13 protein-coding genes are annotated in these 14847 nt (G+C 70.1%); 1 reads left to right on the plus strand and 12 read right to left on the minus strand.

Going from position 1 to position 14847, the window contains the following annotated elements; genetic code table 11:
* Positions 1 to 16: 16 nt before the first annotated feature.
* The 11 genes from pstA to ACIQM3_RS00275 all read right to left on the minus strand — a co-directional run bounded on the left by pstA (position 17) and on the right by ACIQM3_RS00275 (position 11976).
* Positions 17 to 1105 (minus strand): phosphate ABC transporter permease PstA, encoded by a 1089-nt coding sequence (pstA, locus tag ACIQM3_RS00225; RefSeq protein ID WP_401616708.1) that lies wholly within the window; start codon positions 1103 to 1105, stop codon positions 17 to 19.
* A complete protein-coding gene (pstC, locus tag ACIQM3_RS00230) occupies positions 1102 to 2094 on the minus strand; it encodes a phosphate ABC transporter permease subunit PstC (RefSeq protein ID WP_401616711.1) in 993 nt (330 codons plus the stop codon). Before pstC ends, pstA begins: the two co-directional genes overlap by 4 nt.
* Positions 2095 to 2226: 132 nt before the next feature.
* Positions 2227 to 3357 (minus strand): phosphate ABC transporter substrate-binding protein PstS, encoded by a 1131-nt coding sequence (gene pstS / locus ACIQM3_RS00235; RefSeq protein ID WP_401616714.1) that lies wholly within the window; start codon positions 3355 to 3357, stop codon positions 2227 to 2229.
* A gap of 272 nt (positions 3358 to 3629) precedes the next feature.
* Positions 3630 to 4040, minus strand: coding sequence for an NUDIX hydrolase (locus ACIQM3_RS00240; protein ID WP_401616717.1), 411 nt, complete (start codon positions 4038 to 4040; stop codon positions 3630 to 3632).
* Positions 4037 to 5029, minus strand: a complete 993-nt coding sequence (locus ACIQM3_RS00245; protein ID WP_401616720.1) for a CHAD domain-containing protein — start codon at positions 5027 to 5029, stop codon at positions 4037 to 4039. The genes ACIQM3_RS00240 and ACIQM3_RS00245 overlap by 4 nt, the downstream gene beginning before the upstream one ends.
* Complete coding sequence (locus ACIQM3_RS00250; protein WP_401616723.1) at positions 5016 to 7262, minus strand: RNA degradosome polyphosphate kinase; 2247 nt, start codon at positions 7260 to 7262, stop codon at positions 5016 to 5018. The genes ACIQM3_RS00245 and ACIQM3_RS00250 overlap by 14 nt, the downstream gene beginning before the upstream one ends.
* Before the next feature lie 271 nt (positions 7263 to 7533).
* On the minus strand, positions 7534 to 8517 hold the full coding sequence (locus tag ACIQM3_RS00255) for a hypothetical protein (protein ID WP_401616726.1): 984 nt from the start codon (positions 8515 to 8517) through the stop codon (positions 7534 to 7536).
* Positions 8514 to 9413 carry an ABC transporter ATP-binding protein gene (locus ACIQM3_RS00260; RefSeq protein ID WP_401616728.1) on the minus strand — a complete coding sequence of 300 codons (900 nt, stop codon included), beginning with the start codon at positions 9411 to 9413 and terminating at the stop codon, positions 8514 to 8516. The genes ACIQM3_RS00255 and ACIQM3_RS00260 overlap by 4 nt, the downstream gene beginning before the upstream one ends.
* Positions 9410 to 9820 (minus strand): GntR family transcriptional regulator, encoded by a 411-nt coding sequence (locus ACIQM3_RS00265; protein WP_401616730.1) that lies wholly within the window; start codon positions 9818 to 9820, stop codon positions 9410 to 9412. Before ACIQM3_RS00265 ends, ACIQM3_RS00260 begins: the two co-directional genes overlap by 4 nt.
* A 92-nt stretch (positions 9821 to 9912) precedes the next feature.
* The gene (mshD, locus tag ACIQM3_RS00270) at positions 9913 to 10836 is read right to left on the minus strand and encodes a mycothiol synthase (RefSeq protein ID WP_401616733.1); all 924 of its coding nucleotides are present in this window, start codon (positions 10834 to 10836) and stop codon (positions 9913 to 9915) included.
* A 78-nt stretch (positions 10837 to 10914) separates the two neighbouring features.
* On the minus strand, positions 10915 to 11976 hold the full coding sequence (locus ACIQM3_RS00275; protein ID WP_401616735.1) for a YhcG family protein: 1062 nt from the start codon (positions 11974 to 11976) through the stop codon (positions 10915 to 10917).
* 181 nt (positions 11977 to 12157) lie between these two features.
* On the opposite strand from ACIQM3_RS00275, the gene ACIQM3_RS00280 reads away from it, so the two are divergent.
* Positions 12158 to 13969 (plus strand): bifunctional metallophosphatase/5'-nucleotidase, encoded by a 1812-nt coding sequence (locus tag ACIQM3_RS00280; protein ID WP_401616737.1) that lies wholly within the window; start codon positions 12158 to 12160, stop codon positions 13967 to 13969.
* Positions 13970 to 14380: 411 nt separating this feature from the next.
* Here the strand turns inward: ACIQM3_RS00280 and ACIQM3_RS00285 are convergent, their stop codons facing one another.
* The gene (locus ACIQM3_RS00285; protein ID WP_401616740.1) at positions 14381 to 14692 is read right to left on the minus strand and encodes an AbrB/MazE/SpoVT family DNA-binding domain-containing protein; all 312 of its coding nucleotides are present in this window, start codon (positions 14690 to 14692) and stop codon (positions 14381 to 14383) included.
* Positions 14693 to 14847: the final 155 nt, after the last annotated feature.

Below are 14847 nucleotides of genomic sequence, written 5' to 3' on the forward strand. Positions count from 1 at the left end.
TGCTTTCTGCGTGGCCTCAGCGGCCGGTCTTCGGGGCCTTCCAGCGGGCGATGCCGCGGGCCACCAGATTGAGGATCATGACGAAGGCGATCAGCACCAGTGCGGCGGCCCAGGCGCGGTCGTAGGACGCGGCCTCGCCGACCTTGTACTGCTCGTAGATGTAGAAGGGCAGCGAGTTCTGGGCGCCTTCGAAGGGGTTCGTGTTGATCAGCTGGCTGCCGAAGACCAGCAGGATGATCGGTGCCGTCTCCCCCGCGATGCGGGCGATGGCGAGCATGACGCCGGTGGTGATGCCGCCGATCGCGGTGGGAAGGACCACCTTCAGGATGGTGCGCCACTTGGGGATGCCGAGTGCGAGGGAGGCCTCGCGGAGCTCGTTGGGGACGAGCTTGAGCATCTCCTCGGTGGAGCGGACGACGACCGGGATCATCAGGATCGTCAGGGCCAGGGCGCCCATCAGCCCGGAGGGCTCGAGGTCGGCGATCAGCATGATCGACAGGATGAAGAGACCGGCCACGATGGACGGGATGCCCGTCATGACGTCGACGAAGAAGGTGACGGCCTTGGCGAGCGCGCCCTTGCCGTACTCGACCAGGTAGACCGCGGTCAGCAGTCCGAGGGGGGCGGAGATCACGGTGGCGATCCCGACCTGCTCCAGGGTCCCGATCAGCGCGTGGTAGACACCGCCGCTGTCGTCGGAGCCGAGGACTCCGGCCATCGAGTGGCTGAGGAAGTAGCCGTCGAGGCGCTCGGAGCCGCGGCTGATCGTGGTCCAGAGCAGCGAGGCGAGCGGGACGACGGCGATGAGGAAGCAGACCCAGACGATGCTGGTGGCGAGGCGGTCCTTGGCCTGGCGCTGGTTCTCGACGAGGGTCGTCGCGACGTACGAGATGGCCAGGAAGAGCAGGGCGGAGATCAGGCCCCACTGGACGCGGCTGTGCCAGCCGGCCGCCAGGGAGATCCCCACACCGAGCGCGATGGCCAGGACGGCGAAGCCGACCGGGGACCAGCGGGGAAGGCTGCGGCTGCTGAGGCCGCCCTTGCCGGGTTCCGGCGAGATCCGGGGACGGTCGTCCTGGATGTCGGTGGTGGTGGCGTGGGTCATGCGTTGGCCCCCGAGTACTCCTTGCGGCGGGCGATGATGAGCCGGGCCGCGCCGTTGACCAGCAGGGTGAGGACGAAGAGGACGAGGCCCGAGGCGATCAGGGCGTCACGCCCGAATTCGTCGGCCTCGCCGAACTTGGCCGCGATGTTCTGGGCGAAGGTCCCGCCGCCCGGATTGAGCACGTGCAGCGAGATGAGGAAGTTCGGCGACAGCACGGTGGCGACGGCCATCGTCTCGCCGAGCGCGCGGCCCAGGCCCAGCATCGAAGCCGAGATGATCCCGGAGCGGCCGAAGGGCAGCACCGAGAGGCGGATGACCTCCCAGCGGGTGGCACCGAGGGCGAGCGCCGCTTCCTCGTTCATCTTCGGGACCTGGAGGAAGACCTCGCGGCTGACGCTGGTCACGATCGGCAGGATCATGATCGCGAGCAGGATGCCGACGGTGAAGAGCGAGCGGGCGACGCCGATCTCGGTCTTCTCGAAGAGGTAGGTCCAGCCGAAGAACTGGTCGAGCCAGAGGTTCAGGCCCTCCAGATACGGGACGAGGACCAGCGCGCCCCAGATGCCGTAGACGATGCTGGGCACCGCGGCGAGGAGGTCGACCACGTAGGCGACGGGGGCCGCCAGCTTGCGCGGCGCGTAGTGCGAGATGAAGAGGGCGATGCCGACAGCGATCGGAACCGCGATGACCATCGCGATGATCGAGCTGACGACGGTGCCGAAGAGGAGGACCGCGATGCCGAAGACCGGCGGGTCACCGGCAGGGTTCCAGTCGAAGGTGGTGAGGAAGTTCCCCTCGTCCTTCGAGATGGCTATGGCGGCGCGGTAGCTGAGGAACACGGCGATCGACGCCATGATCACGAGCAGCAGAATGCCCGAGCCGCGTGAGAGGCCCAGGAAGATCTTGTCGCCGGCGCGTCCGCTGGACTTGGGACGCGATCGTGTTTCCGGCGGAGCCGGTGGGATGTCGAGCGGTGTGGTGGAAGCCATGGTCTTTCCGGTCTGTGTGGGGGAGCGGCTGCTCCCCTGGCGGCGGTGCACCGGATGTTCGGGCGGTGGGGGCCGGTCCGGAGGGGTGCGCCGGACCGGCCCGCCTGTGCGTGCGTGTCGTGCGGGGCCGGGCTACTTGAGGCCGGCGACCGTCTCGCGGACCTTGGTGTTGATCGCCTCGGGGATCGGGGCGTAGCTGGCGTCGGTGAGGACCTTCTGGCCGTCCGCGGAGGCGGCGTAGGTCAGGAAGGACTTGACGGTGCCGAGGGTGTCGGCCTTGTTGCCCGTGTCGCAGACGACCTCGTAGGTCACCAGGACGATCGGGTACGCGCCCTCGGCCTTGGTGGTGTAGTCGAGGTCGAGCGCCAGGTCCTTGCCGGTGCCCTTGACCTTGGCGGCGGCGATGGCCTTGGAGGCGTTCTCCGAGGTGGCCTCGACCGGGGCGGCACCGCCGGTGTTGATGTCGACGGTGGTGATGTCCTGCGACTTGGCGTACGACAGCTCGAAGTAGCCGATGGAGCCGTTGACGGCCTTCACCTGGCTGGCGACGCCGGACGAGCCGGAGGCTGCCTGGCCGCCGGGGGCGGGCCACTTCTTCTCGGCCTCGTACTTCCAGTCGCTCGGCGCCGCGGCGTTCAGGTACTTGCCGAGGTTCTGCGTGGTGCCGGAGTCCTCGGAGCGGTGGAAGGCCTGGATGTCCGTGGCCGGCAGCTTGACGCCGTCGTTGAGCTTGGCGATCGCCGGGTCGTTCCACTTCTTGATCTTGTTGTCGAAGATCTTGGCGAGTGTGGAGGCGTCCAGCGTGAGGCTGTCGACACCCTCCACGTTGAAGCCGATCGCGATCGGGCCGCCGACCATCGGGAGGTTGATCCCCTGGCCGCTCTTGCAGATCTTCTTCGACTCGGCGACCTCTTCGGGCTTCAGGGCGGAGTCCGAGCCGGCGAAGCCGACGGTGCCCTGGTTGAACGCGACGATGCCCTCGCCGGACGAGGAGGAGCTGTAGTTGATCTCCACGCCGGAGCAGGCGGCCATGTAGTTCTTGACCCAGAGGTCCATCGCGTTCTTCTGGGCACTGGACCCGGAAGCGCGCAGCTGGCCGTCGGCCCCGTCGCACTTGATGTTCGACGCGGCGGCACTCGTCTTGCCGCCGGCGTCGGCCCCGGTGTTGTCGTCCGAACCGCACGCCGTGAGGACCAGGGCGCCGGAGACGGCGAGGGCACCGAGCGCGGTGGCACGAAGCCGGTTCTTGCGCTGAAGCTTCACTTTCGGGGTGTTCCTTCCAGGAGCCGCCGCGGCTGGTGGGGACGAGGCGGCGTGCGATGTGGATCGGTGCGGCGGCTTGGCGCCGTGCACCTTGTACGTCCGAAATTAGGCAGAACAGGTGAAGCGGCCTGCGGGGGAGAGTGAACGGCAGGTGAACCGTGTCGGGCGGGCTGGTTCCGTCGCGCGGCGGGAGTGGCCGGCGGGCCCGACAGGGACGTCATGTGCCGGGCGGGCCCCCGGGGAAAGGACAGGGGCGCCGACCGGTGGGGACCTCAGACCTGCGGGCCGCTCTCCAGGAAGGCGTCCAGCTGGACGCGGTCGCCGGGGCGGCTCAGGCGGGCACGGGCCGTGCCGGGCGGGAGCCACGCCAGCCGGTCGACCTCGTCGTTGGGCTCGAAATCGCCGTCCGCCGCCTCCGCCGCCCAGTAGCTGACCTCTTTGGGGCGCCCGTTCGCCATGTAACGGGCGGTGGGCAGAGCGGCGCCCGGCGCGCAGTGGTGGCCCGTCTCCTCCAGAACCTCGCGCAGGGCGGCTTCCAGCGTGGTCTCGCCGCGCTTCAGCTTGCCCTTGGGGAACGACCAGTCGTCGTAGCGGGGCCGGTGGACCAGGCAGATCTCCAGGCCGCCGTCCGGGGCGCGGCGCCACAGCACGCACCCCGCGGCCAGTACCGGCGTGTCGCTCATGGCGCGGTCACGGCCGCCGCGTACGGCCAGGTCTCCCGGAACACGGCACGCGCCGCCTCCACCTCGTGCCGCTGGTCGGCGTGGAGCACCCCCAGGGCGTACGCCGTCGCGGGCGCGATGCGCGGGGTGCGCGCCGCCGCCGCCGCGGCCGCCGCGGCCTCTGCCGCGTCCCGGTGCAGGTCCAGCGCGTGTCCCGGCCCGGCCAGGGCCGGATCGGGGGCCCCCCGCAGCATCTCGTGCGCGTACCGGTGGAGCCGCAGCAGCAGGCGGGCCTGGTGATAGAGGGCGTCGTGGGCCTCGTTGTACGGCTCCACGGCCTCGTCGGGCGGGAGCGCGGCCACCGCGTCCAGCATCAGCTGTTCGGCCAGCCCGGCCGGTGCGTGCAGCACCTCCTCCGCCGGTTGTGCCGCCGAGGCCGACAGGGGGACCTCCGAGGCGAGCAGCGCGACGGCGTCGGCGACGGCGTGGAAGCGGGAGGAGCCCATGGCCTGGAGCGCCGCCGAGTGGGCGCGGGTCCGGGCGAGGGTCAGCCGGCGCTCCAGCAGCGCCCCGGCCCGGGCCGCGCCGACACCGAGCGCCGCCCGCTCCTTGTCGCTCCCGTCCGGGCTCTCGCCCGAAGCGGGCCGGGCCGCCGGGAGCGAGGCGCCGGAGAGCTGGTGCAGCGCCTCCAGGAGCCGGCCGAGCCGGGTGGCGTACGCGTGCTCGCGGGCCAGGATTCCGGAGAGCCAGGCCAGTTCGGCGCGGAGCTGGTCGGCCCAGGCCGGGTCGAGCGCACCCCGGAAGGTGTGCAGCGTGCCGCTGATCCGGCGCGCCGCGTGGCGCAGCGCGCGGGCGGCGTCGTCGGCGCTCTGCGCGCCGGCGTCCGCGGGTGCGCTGTGCTCGCGGTGCAGCCGCAGGCCCCGCAGGAAGCAGGCGGCCTGTTCGCGCAGGTAGGGCGCGAGGACCGCTTCCGCGGAGAGGGTCGTCGTCTGGTGGTCAGGGCGTCGCACGCCGGCGCCTCCGGGCGTCAATGAGCATCTCTTGCACGTGCCGCAGCGGCTGCCCGTCCGCGTCCGTGGAGTGCCGGGTCCAGTTTCCGTCCGGGCCCAGGTGCCAGGAGGAGGTGGTGTCGGACATCCCTGTTTCCAGGAGCCTGCTGAGGGCGGCGCGATGCGCGGGGTCGGTGACGCGGACCAGTGCTTCGATCCGGCGGTCGAGGTTGCGGTGCATCATGTCGGCGCTGCCGAACCACACTTCGGGTTCGCCGCCGTTGCCGAAGGCGAAGAGCCGGGAGTGTTCGAGGAAGCGGCCGAGTATCGAGCGGACCCGGATGTTCTCCGAGAGCCCGTTGACGCCGGGGCGGATCGCGCAGATGCCGCGCACCCAGATGTCGACCGGCACACCGGCCTGTCCCGCCCGGTAGCAGGCGTCGATGACCGCTTCGTCGACCATCGAGTTGACCTTGATGCGTACGTAGGCGGAGCGTCCGGCGCGCTGGTGGGTGATCTCCTTGTTGATACGGGCGATCAGGCCGTCGCGCAGCGACTTCGGGGCGACCAGCAGCCGCCGGTAGGTCTCGCGGCGGGAGTAGCCGGAGAGCCGGTTGAAGAGGTCGGAGAGGTCCGCCCCGACCTGCGGGTCGGCGGTCAGCAGACCGAGGTCCTCGTAGAGCCGGGCCGTCTTGGGGTGGTAGTTGCCGGTGCCGACGTGGGAGTAGCGGCGCAGCGTGTCGCCCTCCTGGCGGACGACGAGCGACAGCTTGCAGTGGGTCTTGAGGCCGACGAGGCCGTAGACGACGTGGCAGCCGGACTCCTCCAGCTTGCGGGCCCACTTGATGTTGGCCTGCTCGTCGAAGCGTGCCTTGATCTCGACGAGGACGAGGACCTGCTTGCCGGACTCGGCCGCGTCGATCAGGGCGTCGACTATCGGCGAGTCACCGGAGGTCCGGTACAGCGTCTGCTTGATCGCGAGGACGTCCGGGTCGCCCGCCGCCTGCTCCAGGAAGGCCTGTACGGAGGTGGAGAAGGAGTCGTACGGGTGGTGCAGCAGCACGTCGCGTTCGCGCAGGGCGGCGAATATGTCGGGCGCGGAAGCGGACTCCACCTCGGCGAGGTCGCGGTGGGTGCCGGCGACGAACTTGGGGTACTTCAGCTCGGGCCGGTCCAGCGACGCGATGCCGAACAGTCCGGTGAGGTCGAGGGGGCCCGGCAGCGGGTAGAGCTCGGTCTCGGAGATCTTCAGCTCGCGCACGAGCAGGTCCAGGACGTACGGGTCGATGGACTCCTCGACCTCCAGGCGGACCGGCGGGCCGAAGCGGCGCCGCATGAGCTCCTTCTCCAGGGCCTGGAGCAGATTCTCGGCGTCGTCCTCCTCGACCTCCAGGTCCTCGTTCCTGGTGACCCGGAACATGTGGTGGGCGAGGACCTCCATGCCCGGGAAGAGCTCCTCGAGGTGGGCCGCGATGATGTCCTCTATCGGGACGTAACGCTGCGGGGACGCCTCCAGGAAGCGGGTGAGCAGCGGCGGCACCTTGACGCGGGCGAAGTGCCGGTGGCCGCTGACGGGGTTGCGCACGACGACGGCGAGGTTCAGCGAGAGCCCGGAGATGTACGGGAACGGGTGCGCGGGGTCGACGGCCAGCGGGGTCAGCACGGGGAAGACCCGCTGCCGGAAGAAGGTGAACAGGCGGGCCTGCTCCTTCTCGGTCAGCTCGGGCCAGCGGACCAGCTGGATGCCCTCGTCGGACAGGGCCGGCGCGATGTCCTGCTGGTAGCAGGCGGCGTGGCGGGCCATGAGCTCGCGGGAACGGGTCCAGATCAGGTCGAGGACCTCGCGGGGCTGAAGTCCGGACGCGGAGCGGGTGGCGACACCGGTCGCGATACGGCGCTTCAGACCGGCGACCCGGACCATGAAGAACTCGTCCAGGTTCGAGGCGAAGATCGCGAGGAAGTTAGCCCGTTCGAGTAGCGGTGTGGCGGGGTCCTCGGCCAGTTCCAGAACACGTTCGTTGAACGCGAGCCAACTGCGCTCCCGGTCGAGGAACCGTCCCTGCGGCAGCTCGTCGCCGTCGCCCTCGGGCTCGTACGCGTCCGGGTCGTTGTCCAGATCGGGGTCCAGGTCGGCGGCTGTGGACAGACCTGCGGGTACCGCGCCCGCGACGGCGTGGGGCCGGTGGGCGGCGAGGGAGCCGACCGACGGCTGGGCGGGCTGGACCGGGACCTCGGAGCTGGGCTGCTGGCTCATGGACCTATTCTTCCGCGCGTTCGGCTCCTCAGGCGCGTCGGAGCCCGGAAAGATCGCGGAAGGAGCGGAAGTGGCCCCTGGACCGGGGCCGCTCCCGTTGCGGGGGGTGGGCACAGCTGGCTGCATCCCGTGAGGGTCGCAAGCCCGTCTGAATGGCCGGTAACGGTGACATGACATACAGGAAGCGGTGTGGCTGCGGGTGCCGCCCCCTCCTCACCGTAGGTGAACCTCCTGCCCGGGCTCCCCCCGGGGCCCGGGCAGGAGGCGGCTCTCAGACGGTGCGGCGGCGCAGGACGCGGAACGCGACGGCGACGGCCAGGGCGGCGAGGACGAGCACGATGCCCGTCTCGACGAGCTGGAGTGGCCAGAGGTGGGAAGGCGGGTGGTGATCGACGAACATGCCCGTGATGTCGCGCTCGGCGAGGCACCGGGCCTCCTGTGCCTCGCTCGCGCCGCGCCAGCACACATCCGTGGGCAGCCGGTCGCCGCTCGCGGTGATGCGGCCGATGTCGAGCACCCAGGAGTCGAGGGGGACATCCAGGTGTCCGTCGGTCGTGCTGATCGCGGTCCGCAGGGGCCAGAGGGCGCTCCGGAAGGCGCCGAGGGTCACCATCACCGTGCCGGTGACGACGACGGCCACCGCCATCGCGGCCACGGTGCGGTGCACCAGCAGGCCCGTGAGCGCGCCCACGGCGATGCCGAGCAGGGTGTAGCCGACGACCACGGGGGCGGTCGCACCGAAGACCGGGGCGTCGAACCAGTCGACCGTGAAGTCCGCGGCCGTCCGCGTGTGTGCCCAGGCGAGGACGGCGGACAGCACGGTCACACCGGCGACGAGCAGCACGGTGGGCACGGCGAGCTTGGCAGCCAGCCAGCGGGCAGGCGTCACGGACTGGGTCCAGGCCACGCGGTAGGTGCCGCTCTCCAGCTCCCGGGCGATCAGGGGGCCGGCGACGAAGGCGCTGATGATCCCCGGCAGGACCGTCACGACCAGGCCCGCGTACATGAGCACGGAGCTGAACAGGGACATCGACCCGTTGAAGTCCACGATCCGCTGGTCGCACGCGGGTCCGGAGACACCCGAGGCCTTGCAGGAGCCGGCCTCGAACTCGTCGATCAGGTGGGACGTCCACAGGGCGAAGCCGATGACGACGACGAGTCCGGCCAGGGCGAGAATTCCCGCGGCGCGCAGGGTGCCGCGGTGCTGGCGTACGACGACGCGGGCGGGGCCGCGGAGGGTGGTGAGAGTGCTCATGCGGCCGCCACCGTCCGGGCCGGTTCGTTGGACGCGCTGGGGGTGAGCAGCGGCGGTGCCTCCGGGGAGCGGAGGTGGGCGAGCAGCAGCTCCTCCAGGGAGGGCTGCGTGACGTCCCAGGCGGCGGGGTCCACCGGGCCCTCCTTGCGTACGAGTGCGGTGAGCTGACGTCCCGTCGTGCGCGATTCGACGACGGTGTGCGGGGTGAGATCGCGGGCCTGGCCGGTGACCAGGGCGTGCGCGGCGACGATGTCCTCGCTCTCGCCGCCGAGCCGGACCCGGCCGCCGTCGACGAACAGGAGGTAGTCGCAGGAGCCTTCGAGCTCGGTGAGGATGTGAGAGGACATCACGATGGTGGTGGCGTTCTCGGCCGCCTCGGCCATCAGGGTGCCCATCAGCTGGTGCCGGGCGAGCGGGTCGAGATCGGCCATCGGCTCGTCCAGCAGCATCAGTTCGGGCCGCTTGCCCAGCGCGAGCGCGAGGGCGAGCCGGGTCCGCTGCCCGCCGGAGAGCGCCCGGACCTTCGCGTCCTGCGGGAGCGGTCCTGCGACCCGGTCGGCGGCCGCGCGGTCCCAGGTGGCGGGGTTGAGCTCCTGGCCCGCCCACAGGGTGTCGGCCACGGTGAGCTGGGGATACAGCGGCTTGTCCTGGGAGACGTACGCGATGCGGGGCCGCGCCTCCCCGGGACCGGTGCCGAGCACGCGCACCGAGCCCTCGGTGGGCCGGAGCAGGCCGGCGGTGAGGGCGAGCAGGGTGGACTTCCCGGCTCCGTTGGGCCCGACGAGGGCGCAGACCCGTCCTGCGGGCAGCCGGAACGAGCAGTCGCGCAGGGCCCACCCCCGCTTCCGTCCGTACGTCATACCGAGGCCGTTCGCCTCGATCGCGGCGCCTGTCATGAGTCCTGGTCCCCCTTGAATGTGCTGTCCAGTACGTCGGTGAAGAGCGCGCTCACGTCGTCCTTGTCCAGTCCCGCGGCGCGGGCCCTGCGGGTCCATCCGGTGAGTTCGGCGCGCAGGGTCGCGTCGGCGGTGACGGCCGCGCTGCCGAGGGTGCGGCGGACGAATGTGCCGAGGCCGCGGCGGGCCTCGACGAGGCCTTCGCGTTCCAGCTCGCGGTAGGCCTTGAGCACGGTGTTGGGATTGATCGCCGTGGCCTCGACAACCTCACGGGCCGTCGGCAGCCGGTCGCCCGGCTCCAGCACACCCAGGCGGAGCGCCTGCTTGGTCTGCTGCACGATCTGCAGATAGGTGGCGACGCCGCTGCGCCGGTCGATGCGGAACTCGACCGCTGCGGATCCTGCCATCTGCACCACCCTTTCACTAATTGAGTAGTGAAAGGGTGTCGGAAAGAAGGGGCGACGTCAAGTGACGCCGCCCCCGCCTGGGTTGTGCTCGGTCAGGACTCCGTGCGGTACATCAGGTCGACCTCGTGCGTGGCGAAGCCCATCCGCTCGTACACCGACAGGGCGGCCGGGTTGTCGGCGTCCACGTAGAGCATCGCCGTCGGCAGCCCCCGGGAGGCCAGGTGCCGCAGTCCGATCGCGGTGAGCGCCTTGCCGAGCCCGCCGCCCTGGGCGTCGGGGAGGATGCCGACGACGTACACCTCGCCGAGCTCGTCCTCGGCGTGCACCTTCGTCCAGTGGAAGCCGACGATCCCGCCGTCGCGCTCGGCCAGGAAGAAGCCCTCCGGGTCGAACCAAGGCTCGGCCTTGCGGTCGTCCAGGTCGCGCTGGCTGAGGGAGCCCTGCTCGGGGTGGTGGGCGAAGGCGGCCCTGTTGACGGCGAGCCAGGCCGTGTCGTCCTGTCCCGGGACGAAGGTGCGGACGGTGACGCCCGGCGGGAGCACCGGCTCGGCGATGTCGAGATCGGTCAAGGAGCGGCGCAGCTGGCGCAGTTCGCGGAAGAGGGAGAGGCCCAGGACCTGTGCGAGGTGCCGGGCGGCCGACTTGCCGCCGTGCGCCCAGACCCGCAGCCGCTTCCCGGTCGCGGCGAGGAGCGCGGCACCCAGGGCGCGCCCGTGTCCGCGTCCGCGGTGGGAGGGGTGGACGACGAGTTCGGCGGCGGGGGCCTCGACGGGGTCCGTGTCCTCCAGCTGCGCGTAGCCGGCCAGGGTGCCGTCGACGTTCAGCAGGAAATGCCGGACGCCCTCACGGTGCCCGCCCCTCAGTTGCAGCCGCCCCTGCTCGGAGACGGCCTGCCGGCCGTCGGTCCCGGCGGCCTCGCCGAGGAGGGCGAGGACGGCGTCGGCCTGCTCGGGGGTGAGCGCGTCGAGGGTCTCGATCTCGCGCCCGGGGGAGGGGAGGGGTGCGTCAGTCGTCATGGGTACGAGCCTACGGCGCGGGGGCGGGAGGCCGGGGCACGTGGTAGCGCGGTCCGACCGGGCGCCGCCCGCCCCCTGTCACCCCTCGCGGTGCAGGACTTCCTGGGCGATGCGGGAGAGGTCGTCCGAGCTGGGCATCAGCTCTCGTACGCGTGAGGGGAGGGCCGCATACGTACAGACCGCGAGGGGCTCGTTCTGCGACTGGAGGGCGAATTCGACGACGGTCTCGTCCTTGCTCTCCGCGATGAGGATCCCGAGTGTCCGGTCGTCACGCTCCGGGTCGCGGAGGAGACGGTCCACCGCGGTGACGTAGAAGCTGAGCTGACCGAGGTGTGAGGGATGAGCCTTGGTGGTCTTCAGCTCGATCACCACGAAACGGTGCAACCTGAAGTGGTAGAAGAGCAGGTCGATGCGGAACTCCGTGTCGCCCACGGTGAGGGGATACTGCCGGCCGACGAAGGCGAACCCGAAGCCGAGCTCGGTGAGGAACTGCACGATCCTCGTGACGAGCGCGTCCTCGAGGTCGCGTTCCGCGGCGGTGTCCGACAGTTGGGTGAAGTCCAGGCGGTACGGATCCTTGAACACCTGCTCGGCCGCATCGGACGCCTGGGGGAGCGTGACACCGAAGTTGTTCGCGGCGGCGCCCTGAGCCAGGTGGAGGCCGCTGCGGATGTGTGTGCTGAGACGGTCGCGGGACCAGCCGTGGTGGACGGCGTGCTGGGCGTAGAAGTCCAGCTCGAAGCGGGTTTTGCACTTGTCCATGAGGACCTGGAGATGGCCCCAGGGCAATTGCGCAGCAGCTTGCTGCGCAAACTGTTCGGCCCACGTTCGAGCCATCTGCTGCATGTACTGAAGGTTGCGCGCGCTGAACCCCCGCTGGTTCGGGAATTCGGTCCGCAGCTCCGTGGCGATCCGTCCGACGACCTTCGTCCCCCACCTCTCCTCGCCCTGCCGCTCCAGGATCGTCCGCCCGATCTCCCAGTACATCAGGAGCATCTCCGTGTTCACCTTGAGCTGCGCCCGCATGTGCGCGCCGCGCACGATCGACTTCAGGTCGTCGACCATCTCGTGGAAGCCGGGGGGAAGTTCGCCCCGTTGCTGGGCCGGCACCGTCGCCTCGGCCATGAGTTCGTTCTCCATGGGGCACATGCTTCCGGCATGTACGCGTCCGGTGACGTTTCTGCTCGCATATGTACGCCCTACGGGTGATCGACCCCTTTCTGAGCGTGCGGCAACCAGTTCGTAACCCCGTACATCTGTCGCGCTACGCGCGTTGACTCTAGGCTGCCGCACGCAGGATCCAGAGACTCGAAGGGGACCGATGTCAGCGACACCGCATCCGCAGAAGAACCGTGCGCCCCGGCGGGTGCTCGCCGCCGCGGCCGGACTGGCCACCGTCGGCGCGCTCGTCGCCGCGATGCCGGCCGGCGCCCACGACCGGGGGCACGACCACGGCCACCCGTCCCGCACCGTCGACGTGCAACTGCTCTCCTTCAACGACCTGCACGGCAACCTGGAGCCGCCGGCCGGCTCCGCCGGGACGGTCAGCGAGACGCAGGCGGACGGCACGGTGAAGTCGGTCCCGGCCGGCGGCGTCGAGTACCTCGCCACCTCGCTGCGCAACGCGCGCAAGGGCAACCCGTACTCCGTCACGGCGGCCGGCGGCGACATGGTGGGAGCGAGCCCGCTGCTCTCGGGGCTCTTCCACGACGAGCCCACCATCGAGGCGCTCAACGGGCTCGACCTCGATGTGACGGCCGTGGGCAACCACGAGTTCGACGAGGGGGCCACGGAGCTCGCCCGTCTGCAGAACGGCGGCTGCCACCCCGTCGAGGGCTGCTACGAGAAGGGCAAGACGTTCGAGGGCGCGGACTTCCCGTACCTCGCGGCCAATGTGACGGCCGAGAAGACCGGGAAGCCGGTCCTCAAGCCGTACACGGTCTGGAAGAAGAACGGCGTCAAGATCGGCTTCATCGGGGTGACCCTGGAGGGCACGCCGAACATCGTCACGGCCAACGGCGTCAAGGGCCTGAAGTTCCACGACGAGATCGAGACGGTCAACAAGTACGCCAAGGAGCTCGACCGGCAGGGCGTCAAGTCCATCGTCGCGCTGATCCACGAGGGCGGGGCGCCGGCCTCGTCCTCGTACAACTACGACTGCGACAGTCCGGGCGCCGGTGACGGCATCTCCGGGCCGATCACCGACATCGCCAAGGGCATCACGCCGAAGGTCGACGCCCTGGTCACGGGCCACACCCACCAGGCGTACGTCTGCACGGTCCCGGACCCCTCGGGCAAGCCGCGCATGGTCACCTCGGCGTCGTCGTTCGGCAAGCTCTACACCGACACGACCCTCACCTATGACCGTCGCACAAAGGACATCGTGCGTACGTCGGTGGAGTCGGCCAACCACGTCGTCAGCCGTGACCAGGCCAAGGCCTCCGACATGACCGCGCTGATCAGCCGCTGGAACACGCTCGCCGCCCCGATCGCCGGCCGGCCGCAGGGCTTCATCTCCGCCGACATCAACGGCCGCGGTTCGACCTCGCCCGAGAAGCCGCTGGGCAACCTGATCGCGGACGCCCAGCTGGAGGGCCTGGCCCCCGAGGACAAGGGCGGCGCGGTTGTCGCGTTCATGAACCCGGGCGGTATCCGCTCGGACCTCGTGTACACGGCGTCGGGCAGTGAGGGCGACGGGGTGGTGACGTACGGCGAGGCGTTCACCGTCCAGCCGTTCACCAACATGATGAACGTCGTCGATCTGACCGGTGCGCAACTCGTCGCCGCACTCCAGCAGCAGGTCAGCGGCTCCAACGAGGCGTCGCCGAAGATCCTCCAGGTCTCGAAGGGCCTCACCTACACGCTGGACATGACGAAGGCGGGCGCCGAGCGGGTGGTCGCGGAAACGATCCGTCTGAACGGTGAGGCGATCGACCCGGCGAAGACGTACCGCGTCGCGATGAACGAGTTCCTCGCGGGTGGCGGCGACGGCTTCGCGGCCCTCGGCGCCGGCACGAACAAGCTGGTCGGCCCGTCCGACCTGGACCTGTTCAACACCTACCTGGCGGCGCACTCCACGGCCGCCGCGCCGCTGGACCCGCCGGCCACGGACCGGATCACGGTCGTGCAGTAGCCCTGCACGGCCCGGTCCCGGGCTCAGGGGCACCGACGGCCCACCACGGGAAGTGGCGGGCCGTCGGCTTGTTCAGGCCGGTCCGGGGACGAAGCTTTCGTGTCCCCCCACGCGGCGCCACAGGATGTGCGTTTCCCCTGGACGGAATTCGTCTCCGTACTGCCAGGTGGCACGCCCGTCGGGAGCCCATGTCATCTCCATGACAGGGCGTGCACCCTGCGGTAGGGAGATGCCCTGAACCGGCTTGACCCGGAGCCCGGGTCGGAACTGCCCTCGCTCCACATCCGGAACGAACTTCTTCGGATGACGTCTTCGAAGCGCTTCTGCTCCTCAGGCTTCAGGGCCTTGAAGTCGCGCTTGAAGTGGGCAGTCGTCTCGAATGTCGGCCATCGGGCCTCCCGGTGTCAGGGGTCAGTCTTCGTCGAGGTGCGCGAACATGCTGTCCGTGTCCTCGTGGACGGTGGTGCGCCCGGCAGCGATGTCCTCGCTGGCCCTGCGCTCACCCTCCTGCCACTCCGGGGTCCAGAACCGGGCCTGGTCGGAGCGGATCTTGGTGAGTCCGTGCACTGTCACTTCACCGGCGCTGGTGATCTCGAACTCGAGCTCGTCGCCCTGGTCCACCCCGAGGGCGGCCCGGATGGCCTTGGGCAGCGTGACCTGCCCGTTCGTGCGCAATGTGGCCGTGGCCGTAGTCAGGTGATGACCTCCTACCTCTGTCGCCATCCCAGCCAATCCATCACGAATCTCGCAGATTGCGATTTCACGAAATCCGCAATCCAGGAGCCAGGCGGTGGCGGGTGGGGGTGGTCCGGTCCTGTTCCGTGATTGAAGTGAACCCGTCATAATTCAGGCCCCGCTCCCCCCACGGCTGACCGGAG

The sequence above is a fragment of the Streptomyces sp. NPDC091271 genome (genome assembly GCF_044757505.1).
Classification (GTDB): domain Bacteria; phylum Actinomycetota; class Actinomycetes; order Streptomycetales; family Streptomycetaceae; genus Streptomyces.

Bases quoted from the DNA above. Each gene is read 5' to 3' on its own strand.
- pstA (WP_401616708.1), bottom strand. From the start codon at position 1,105: ATGACCCACGCCACCACCACCGACATCCAGGACGACCGTCCCCGGATC.
- pstC (WP_401616711.1), bottom strand. From the start codon at position 2,094: ATGGCTTCCACCACACCGCTCGACATCCCACCGGCTCCGCCGGAAACA.
- ACIQM3_RS00240 (WP_401616717.1), bottom strand. From the start codon at position 4,040: ATGAGCGACACGCCGGTACTGGCCGCGGGGTGCGTGCTGTGGCGCCGC.
- ACIQM3_RS00250 (WP_401616723.1), bottom strand. From the start codon at position 7,262: ATGAGCCAGCAGCCCAGCTCCGAGGTCCCGGTCCAGCCCGCCCAGCCG.
- ACIQM3_RS00255 (WP_401616726.1), bottom strand. From the start codon at position 8,517: ATGAGCACTCTCACCACCCTCCGCGGCCCCGCCCGCGTCGTCGTACGC.
- ACIQM3_RS00260 (WP_401616728.1), bottom strand. From the start codon at position 9,413: ATGACAGGCGCCGCGATCGAGGCGAACGGCCTCGGTATGACGTACGGA.
- ACIQM3_RS00265 (WP_401616730.1), bottom strand. From the start codon at position 9,820: ATGGCAGGATCCGCAGCGGTCGAGTTCCGCATCGACCGGCGCAGCGGC.
- mshD (WP_401616733.1), bottom strand. From the start codon at position 10,836: ATGACGACTGACGCACCCCTCCCCTCCCCCGGGCGCGAGATCGAGACC.
- ACIQM3_RS00275 (WP_401616735.1), bottom strand. From the start codon at position 11,976: ATGGAGAACGAACTCATGGCCGAGGCGACGGTGCCGGCCCAGCAACGG.
- ACIQM3_RS00280 (WP_401616737.1), top strand. From the start codon at position 12,158: ATGTCAGCGACACCGCATCCGCAGAAGAACCGTGCGCCCCGGCGGGTG.
- ACIQM3_RS00285 (WP_401616740.1), bottom strand. From the start codon at position 14,692: ATGGCGACAGAGGTAGGAGGTCATCACCTGACTACGGCCACGGCCACA.